This window comes from Geodermatophilus chilensis (assembly GCF_002802985.1).
GTDB classification, from domain to species: Bacteria; Actinomycetota; Actinomycetes; order Mycobacteriales; family Geodermatophilaceae; genus Geodermatophilus; species Geodermatophilus chilensis.
In genome coordinates this window covers 44,422-51,837 of the sequence record NZ_NVPT01000015.1, presented here as the reverse complement: position 1 = coordinate 51,837, position 7,416 = coordinate 44,422, and the positions used below count along the sequence as shown (strand labels likewise).

At 71.4% G+C, this 7,416-nt stretch carries 9 protein-coding genes; all 9 read right to left on the bottom strand.

Translation table 11 applies throughout. The features are described 5' to 3' along the window. The coding region (locus CNO22_RS04280) for a transposase (protein WP_198588089.1) at positions 1–264 on the bottom strand (264 nt) is incomplete at its 3' end. A gap of 57 nt (positions 265–321) precedes the next feature. Continuing rightward, on the bottom strand, positions 322–711 hold the full coding sequence (locus CNO22_RS04275) for a metal-sulfur cluster assembly factor (RefSeq protein WP_100498114.1): 390 nt from the start codon (positions 709–711) through the stop codon (positions 322–324). Beyond that, positions 708–1,208, bottom strand: a complete 501-nt coding sequence (sufU, locus tag CNO22_RS04270) for a Fe-S cluster assembly sulfur transfer protein SufU (protein ID WP_100498113.1) — start codon at positions 1,206–1,208, stop codon at positions 708–710. The genes CNO22_RS04275 and sufU overlap by 4 nt, the downstream gene beginning before the upstream one ends. Further along, the gene (locus tag CNO22_RS04265; protein ID WP_100498112.1) at positions 1,208–2,536 is read right to left on the bottom strand and encodes a cysteine desulfurase; all 1,329 of its coding nucleotides are present in this window, start codon (positions 2,534–2,536) and stop codon (positions 1,208–1,210) included. The genes sufU and CNO22_RS04265 overlap by 1 nt, the downstream gene beginning before the upstream one ends. After that, positions 2,533–3,306 (bottom strand): Fe-S cluster assembly ATPase SufC, encoded by a 774-nt coding sequence (gene sufC / locus CNO22_RS04260; protein ID WP_100498111.1) that lies wholly within the window; start codon positions 3,304–3,306, stop codon positions 2,533–2,535. The genes CNO22_RS04265 and sufC overlap by 4 nt, the downstream gene beginning before the upstream one ends. Positions 3,307–3,321: 15 nt before the next feature. Beyond that, positions 3,322–3,687 carry a non-heme iron oxygenase ferredoxin subunit gene (locus CNO22_RS04255; RefSeq protein WP_100498110.1) on the bottom strand — a complete coding sequence of 122 codons (366 nt, stop codon included), beginning with the start codon at positions 3,685–3,687 and terminating at the stop codon, positions 3,322–3,324. A gap of 3 nt (positions 3,688–3,690) precedes the next feature. Then, on the bottom strand, positions 3,691–5,013 hold the full coding sequence (gene sufD / locus CNO22_RS04250; protein ID WP_100498109.1) for a Fe-S cluster assembly protein SufD: 1,323 nt from the start codon (positions 5,011–5,013) through the stop codon (positions 3,691–3,693). Continuing rightward, the gene (gene sufB / locus CNO22_RS04245; protein WP_100498108.1) at positions 5,013–6,455 is read right to left on the bottom strand and encodes a Fe-S cluster assembly protein SufB; all 1,443 of its coding nucleotides are present in this window, start codon (positions 6,453–6,455) and stop codon (positions 5,013–5,015) included. Before sufB ends, sufD begins: the two co-directional genes overlap by 1 nt. Beyond that, positions 6,452–7,309 (bottom strand): helix-turn-helix transcriptional regulator, encoded by an 858-nt coding sequence (locus CNO22_RS04240; protein ID WP_232806778.1) that lies wholly within the window; start codon positions 7,307–7,309, stop codon positions 6,452–6,454. The genes sufB and CNO22_RS04240 overlap by 4 nt, the downstream gene beginning before the upstream one ends. Between the last annotated feature and the right edge of the window lie 107 nt (positions 7,310–7,416).

Sequence of the window (7,416 nt, the reverse complement as noted above, 5' to 3'; positions counted from 1 at the left end):
CCGCAGATCGAACGTCAGCGCCTCGACCGCCTCCCGATCCGAGCGGCCCTCCAGCGCCTGCAGCACCAGCACCGCCGCGACGATGTCGGCCGGCACGCTGGGCCGGCCCAGCGGCGAGGGGAACAGATCGGCGAACAGCGCAGCCGGAAACAACTCCCGGCGATGCTCGGCCAAAAACGCGTACACGCTGCCCGCCGGCAAGAGGTGACCCGACACCAGCTCGGCATCCATCACCACATGCTCAGGGTGGGAAGTGCCCTGCACGACCCCCATCGTCCCGCCGCCGAAGCTCCCAGATCGACAACCTTCTTCAGCAGGCTCCTAGACGCGGAAGCCCAGCGCGCGCAGCTGCTCGCGACCGTCGTCGGTGATCTTGTCCGGGCCCCACGGCGGCATCCAGACCCAGTTGATCTTCACGTCGTCCACCAGGCCGGGGCCGGGGCCGCCGGTGAGGGCCTGACGGGCCTGGTCCTCGATGACGTCGGTCAGCGGGCAGGCCGCCGAGGTCAGCGTCATGTCGATGACGGCCACCTCGTCGACGACGTCGATGCCGTAGACCAGGCCCAGGTCGACCACGTTGACGCCCAGCTCGGGGTCGACGACGTCGCGCATGGCCTCCTCGACGTCCTCGAGCAGCGCCGACTTGTAGGCGGGGAGGTCGCCCGGCGCGCCGTCGGTCGCCGGGGTGGCGTTGTCGGTGGTCTCACTCATGCCTTGTCGCCTCCGGCTGGGGTGGTGGGGTGGGTGGTCGGCACGGCGGTGCTGGCCGCCAGCGCGCGGGCCGACGCGTCCTTGAGGGCCATCCAGCTCATCAGCGCGCACTTGATCCGCGCCGGATACTTCGACACGCCGGCGAACGCGATCGCGTCCTCCAGCTCGTCCTCGAGCTTCTCGGCCACCGACGCGTCGCCCTTGCTCTGCATCAGTGTCATGAAGTGCTCGCCGGTCTCCAGCGCCTCGGGCACCGGCTTGCCGATGACCAGGTCGTACATCGCCGACACCGACGCCTGGCTGATCGAGCAGCCCATCCCCTCGTAGGAGATGTCGGCGAGGGTGTCGCCGTCCAGGTGCACCCGCAGGGTGACCTCGTCGCCACACGTCGGGTTGACGTGGTGCACCTCGGCCTCGAACGGCTCGCGCAGGCCGCGTCCGTGCGGGTTGCGGTAGTGGTCCAGGATGATCTCCTGGTACATCGACTGCAGCTGCATCAGCTCACCTCGCCCTGTGCAACGCCGAAGAAGCGCTGGGCTTCCCGGACGGCGTCGGCGAGTGCGTCGATGTCGTCGTAGCCGGTGTGCACGTAAAAGGTGGCCCGCGTCGTGGCCGGGACGCCGTAGCGGCGCACCACCGGCCAGGCGCAGTGGTGGCCGACCCGCACCTCGACACCGAGGTCGTCGAGGACCTGGCCGACGTCGTGCGGGTGGACACCCTCCACGGTGAAGGAGACCGCGCCGCCGCGCGCGACGGTGTCGGGCGGGCCGATCACCGTGACGCCGGGGATCTCGGCCAGCTTCTCCAGCGCGTAGGCGGTGAGCGCCTCCTCGTGCGCCTGCACCCGCTCCATGCCGAGCTGCTGCAGGTACTCGACGGCGGCGGCCAGCCCGATCACCTGGGCGGTCATCGGGACGCCGGCCTCGAAGCGCTGGGGCGGCGGCATGAAGGTGCTGCCCTCCATGCGCACGACCTCGATCATCGAGCCGCCGGTCAGGAACGGCGGCAGCGCGTCGAGCACCTCGTAGCGGCCCCACAGGACGCCGACGCCCGTGGGCCCGAGCATCTTGTGGCCGGAGAACACCAGGAAGTCCGCGCCGAGCGTGGTGACGTCGACCGGCTGGTGCGGCACCGACTGCGCGCCGTCGACCAGCAGCAGGGCGCCGACCTCGCGGGCCCGCGCGGAGATGTCCCCCAGTGGGTTGATCGTGCCGAGGATGTTCGACTGCTGGGTGACCGCGACCAGCCTGGTCCGCTCGTTGACCACCGTGCCGAGGTCGGAGAGGTCGAGGCGGCCGTCGTCGGTGAGGCCGAGCCAGCGGAGCGTGGCGCCGGTGCGCTCGCACAGCTGCTGCCAGGGCACCAGGTTGGCGTGGTGCTCCATCTCGGTGACGACGATCTCGTCGCCCTGGCCGACGGCGTACCGCCGGAACTCCGGCTCCTTGGCCGTGGCCGCGTTCGACAGGGCGTAGGCGACCAGGTTGATCGCCTCGGTGGTGTTGCGGGTGAACACGACCTCCTCGGCCGGCGCACCGATGAACGCGCCGATGGTGGCGCGGGCCGCCTCGTACCGGCCGGTCGCCTCCTCGGCGAGCTGGTGCGCGCCCCGGTGCGGCGCGGCGTTGCAGGTCAGGTAGAAGTCCCGCTCGGCGTCGAGCACGCTGAGCGGCTTCTGCGAGGTGGCCCCGGAGTCGAGGTAGACCAGCCGCTTCCCGTCCCGCACGGTGCGGGACAGGATCGGGAAGTCCGCCCGGATCGCCTCGACGTCCAGAGGCAGGGGCGCCTTCTGCGCCCCGGCACCGGGACGCGAGACGGTCTGGGTCATGCCTTCGCGGTCTCCTTCGAGCCCTTGAGGTAGGCGGCGTAGCCCTCGTTCTCCAGCTTGTCCGCCAGCTCGCGACCGCCCTCCTCGGCGATCCGGCCGTTGACGAACACGTGCACGAAGTCGGGCTTGATGTACTTGAGGATCCGTGTGTAGTGGGTGATCAGCAGGATGCCCACGTCACCCTCCTCGCGGGTGCGGTTCACGCCCTCGGAGACGACCCGCAGCGCGTCGACGTCGAGGCCGGAGTCGGTCTCGTCGAGGATCGCGATGGCCGGCTTGAGCAGCCGCATCTGCAGGATCTCGTGGCGCTTCTTCTCGCCGCCGGAGAAGCCCTCGTTGACGTTGCGCTCGGCGAAGGCGGAGTCCATCTCGAGCAGGTCCATCTCGCTCTTGACGTCCTTGACCCAGGTGCGCAGCTTCGGGGCCTCGCCCTTGACCGCGGTGGCCGCGGTGCGCAGGAAGTTCGACACCGAGACGCCGGGGACCTCGACCGGGTACTGCATGGCCAGGAACAGGCCGGCGCGGGCGCGCTCGTCGACGCTCATGGCGAGGACGTCCTCGCCGTCGAGGGTCACGGTGCCGCCGGTGATCGTGTACTTCGGGTGGCCGGCGATCGAGTAGGCCAGGGTCGACTTGCCCGACCCGTTCGGGCCCATGATCGCGTGCGTCTCGCCCGAGCGGACGGTCAGGTCGACGCCCTTGAGGATCTCCTTGGCGTCGTCACCCTCCCCCACGCTGACGTGCAGGTCGCGGATCTCCAGAACGGACACTTCTCTTCTCGCTCCTCAGTTGCCGGCCGCGCGGGGAAGGACGTCGTCGGACACAGCGCTTGCCTCCGTGTCGACGAGCACGTCCTCCCCCTCCACGCGGACGGGGTAGACGTCGACCGGCTCGGTGGCCGGCAGGTTGGTGGGCTCGCCGGTGCGCAGGTCGAAGCACGACCCGTGCAGCCAGCACTCGATGGTGGGAGCGCCGTCGAACTCCTCGACGTCGCCCTCCGACAGCGGGACCTCGGCGTGCGAGCAGACGTCCTGGATCGCGTAGACGTCGGCCTCGTACCGGACGACGGCGATGTCGACGTCGGAGAGCTCCACCCGGAGTGCCCCGTTCTCGGGCACCTCGGAGAGGGCGCAGACCCGCTCGAAGGCCATGGGTCAGGCCACCTCGACCGGCTGCTCGTCCAGGCCCGGCAGCGCACCGAGACGGGTCTCGATGGTGCCCATCAGCCGGTCCTGCAGCTCGTCGACGCCGATGCGCGCGACGACGTCGGCGAAGAAGCCGCGGACGACCAGGCGCCGCGCCGTCTCGGCGTCGATGCCGCGCGAGCAGAGGTAGAACAGCTGCTCGTCGTCGAAGCGGCCGGTGGCGCTGGCGTGGCCGGCGCCGACGATCTCACCGGTCTCGATCTCCAGGTTGGGCACCGAGTCGGCGCGGGCGCCGTCGGTGAGCACCAGGTTGCGGTTGAGCTCGTAGGTGTCGGTGCCGGTGGCCGCCGGGCGGATCCGGACGTCGCCGATCCACACCGTGCGCGCGCCCTCGCCCTGCAGCGCGCCCTTGTAGAGCGCGTTGCTGGTGCAGTTGGGCACCGCGTGGTCCACCCAGAGCCGATGCTCCTGGTGCTGGGTCTCGTCGGAGAAGTAGACGCCGAAGAGCTCCGCCGTCCCGCCGGGGCCGGCGTACTGGACGTTGCTGACCAGCCGAACCAGGTCGCCGCCGAGGGTGACCACGACCTGCGTGAAGGTCGCGTCGCGGCCGACGACGGCGTCGAGCTGCCCGCCGTGGACCGCACCGGGCGCCCAGTCCTGCACCGAGACCAGGGTGACCTGCGCGCCGTCCCCGACGAGGACGGCGACGCCGCCGGAGTACCTCGCCAGCCCGGCGTGGTCGAGGACGACGGTCGCCTGCGCGAAGCCGCCGACCTCGACGACGAGCTGGCCCCAGACGACGTCCTCGGAGCCGGTGCCCGACAGCCGCAGCGTGACCGGGCGGTCCAGCTGGGCCTCGGCCGGCACGCGGACGACGGCGGCGCCGCCGCTGCGCTGCCGGGTGAGGGCGGCCAGCCGGTCGACCGGCTCGGGCAGCCCCTTGAGCAGCGGGTCGTCGGCCTCGACGCTGGTCAGCTGGACGCCGTCGGGCAGGTCGGTGTCCCACTGGAGGTGGGCGTCCGACGGGGCGCCGTCCAGCAGCGGGCGGATGCGCTTCATCGGGGTGAAGCGCCACTCCTCCTCGCGGCCGGTGGGCACGCCGAAGGCGTCGGGGTCGGTCGAGGTGAACCGCTCGGCCGGCGAGCCGGTGGGCGCCGGGCCGCCGTGCGAGTGCGCGCCCGGAGCGGCCTGACCGGCGGTGCCGGTGCCGGCGGCCGGGGTGGCGGGCGGGCCCGCCTGGGAGCCGACCCCCTCGCCGAACAGCTCGCCGGCGAGGGTGGCCGACTCGGTGGTCAGGCCGGTGGTGTTGGCGGGACTGTTCTCTGCCGACATCAGCCGACGGCACCTTCCATCTGCAGCTCGATCAGGCGGTTCAGCTCGAGGGCGTACTCCATGGGCAGCTCACGGGCGATCGGCTCCACGAACCCGCGGACCACCATCGCCATCGCCTCGTCCTCGGACAGACCGCGGCTCATCAGGTAGAAGAGCTGGTCGTCGCTGACCCGGGAGACGGTCGCCTCGTGGCCCATCGCGACGTCGTCCTCGCGGACGTCGACGTAGGGGTAGGTGTCCGACCGGCTGATCGTGTCGACCAGCAGCGCGTCGCACTTCACCGTCGACTTCGAGCCGTACGCGCCCTCGTCGACCTGGACCAGGCCGCGGTAGGACGTGCGGCCGCCGCCGCGGGCGACGGACTTCGACACGATCGTCGAGGAGGTGTGCGGCGCGGCGTGCACCATCTTGGCGCCGGCGTCCTGGTGCTGGCCCTCACCGGCGAAGGCGATGGACAGCACCTCGCCCTTGGCGTGCTCGCCGGTCATCCAGACCGCCGGGTACTTCATGGTGACCTTGGAACCGAGGTTGCCGTCGACCCACTCCATGGTCGCGCCCTCGTGGGCGATCGCCCGCTTGGTGACCAGGTTGTAGACGTTGTTCGACCAGTTCTGGATGGTCGTGTAGCGGCAGCGCGCGTTCTTCTTGACGATGATCTCGACGACCGCGGAATGCAGCGAGTCCGACTTGTAGATCGGCGCGGTGCAGCCCTCGACGTAGTGCACGTAGGCGCCCTCGTCGACGATGATCAGCGTCCGCTCGAACTGGCCCATGTTCTCGGTGTTGATCCGGAAGTAGGCCTGCAGCGGGATCTCGACGTGCACGCCCTTCGGCACGTAGATGAACGAGCCGCCCGACCACACGGCGGTGTTCAGCGCGGCGAACTTGTTGTCGCCGGCCGGGATCACCGAACCGAAGTACTCGCGGAAGATGTCCTCGTGCTCCTTGAGGGCGGTGTCGGTGTCGAGGAAGACGACACCCTGCTCCTCGAGGTCCTCGCGGATCTTGTGGTAGACGACCTCGGACTCGTACTGGGCCGCGACGCCGGCGACCAGCCGCTGCTTCTCGGCCTCCGGGATGCCCAGCCTGTCGTAGGTGTTCTTGATGTCCTCGGGCAGCTCCTCCCACGAGGTCGCCTGGGCCTCGGTGGAACGCACGAAGTACTTGATGTTCTGGAAGTCGATGCCGGAGAGGTCCGAGCCCCAGTCGGGCATCGGCTTGCGGCCGAACAGCTTGAGGGCCTTGAGCCGCCGCTCGAGCATCCACTCGGGCTCGTTCTTGCGCGCCGAGATGTCCCGGACGACGTCCTCGCTCAGCCCTCGCTTGGCGGCGGACCCGGCGACGTCGGCGTCCGCCCAGCCGTACTGGTACCGGCCGAGCTGCTCGATCTGCTCGTCCTGGGTCAGCGGCGTGCCGGTCACCGGCTGCTGGGTGCTGGTCATGCGGGCGTCCTCTCCCGGTCGTTCGTGGGGGTGCTGCTGGTGGACGGTGCGGTGCGCGCTCCGGCCTGGAGCCGGTGCGCCGCGCGCTCGTCCGGTACAGGGCGCGCGGGGCCCGTTCTGTTCCCCGCGCGCGTGTGGTCCCCGCCGCTCGCGCGGCGGACCGGTCCCGGGATGTGCGTGGTGCACACCCCGTCGCCGTGGGCGATCGTGGCCAGCCGCTGCACGTGCGTGCCGACGAGCCGGCCGATCACCGCCGTCTCGGCCTCGCACAGCTGTGGGAACTCCGCCGCCACGTGCGCGACCGGGCAGTGGTGCTGGCAGAGCTGCCCGCCACCGGAGATCGCCGAGGCCGAGGCAGCGTAGCCCTCGGCCGTGAGCGCCCCGGCCAGGGCCTGGGCGCGGTCGACCGGCGGGCCCGGCACGGCCTCGACCGCGGCCGAGCAGCGCTGCTCCAGCCCGGCGAGCTGAGCCTCGGCCACGGCGCGCACGGCGTCCGGGCCGCCCTGTGCCGCGACGAACCGCAGCGCGGTCAGCGCCAGGTCGTCGTAGGCGTGCGGGAAGGCGGAGCGGCCGGCGTCGGTCAGGTGGAACAGCCGGGCCGGACGGCCACGACCCCGGGGGGTGCCGGGAGCGTGACGCTCCTCGACCCGACCGGTGGCCACCAGCGCGTCGAGATGTCGGCGGACGGCGGTCGGCGAGACCCCCAGCCGGCCGGCGAGCTCGGTGGCGGTCTGCGGACCGTGCTCCAGGAGCAGGGCGGTGACGCGGTGCCGCGTGCGCCCGTCGTCGGCGAACGGCGAGGGGCGCGACGGGGTGCTCGCCCCACCGCCGACCTGCACCGTGCCGCTTTCCACAACACGAGTCTCACCTAATTCCGGCGGCGTGCAAGCAAGGGGACCCTAAGCCGGGCGCGGCCCTGACCTGCGCCGGGGCCGACGGAGGCGGTGCGCCGCACCTCCTC

Bases quoted from the DNA above. Each gene is read 5' to 3' on its own strand.
- sufD (WP_100498109.1), bottom strand. From the start codon at position 5,013: ATGTCGGCAGAGAACAGTCCCGCCAACACCACCGGCCTGACCACCGAG.
- sufB (WP_100498108.1), bottom strand. From the start codon at position 6,455: ATGACCAGCACCCAGCAGCCGGTGACCGGCACGCCGCTGACCCAGGAC.
- CNO22_RS04275 (WP_100498114.1), bottom strand. From the start codon at position 711: ATGAGTGAGACCACCGACAACGCCACCCCGGCGACCGACGGCGCGCCG.
- sufU (WP_100498113.1), bottom strand. From the start codon at position 1,208: ATGCAGCTGCAGTCGATGTACCAGGAGATCATCCTGGACCACTACCGC.
- CNO22_RS04255 (WP_100498110.1), bottom strand. From the start codon at position 3,687: ATGGCCTTCGAGCGGGTCTGCGCCCTCTCCGAGGTGCCCGAGAACGGG.
- CNO22_RS04265 (WP_100498112.1), bottom strand. From the start codon at position 2,536: ATGACCCAGACCGTCTCGCGTCCCGGTGCCGGGGCGCAGAAGGCGCCC.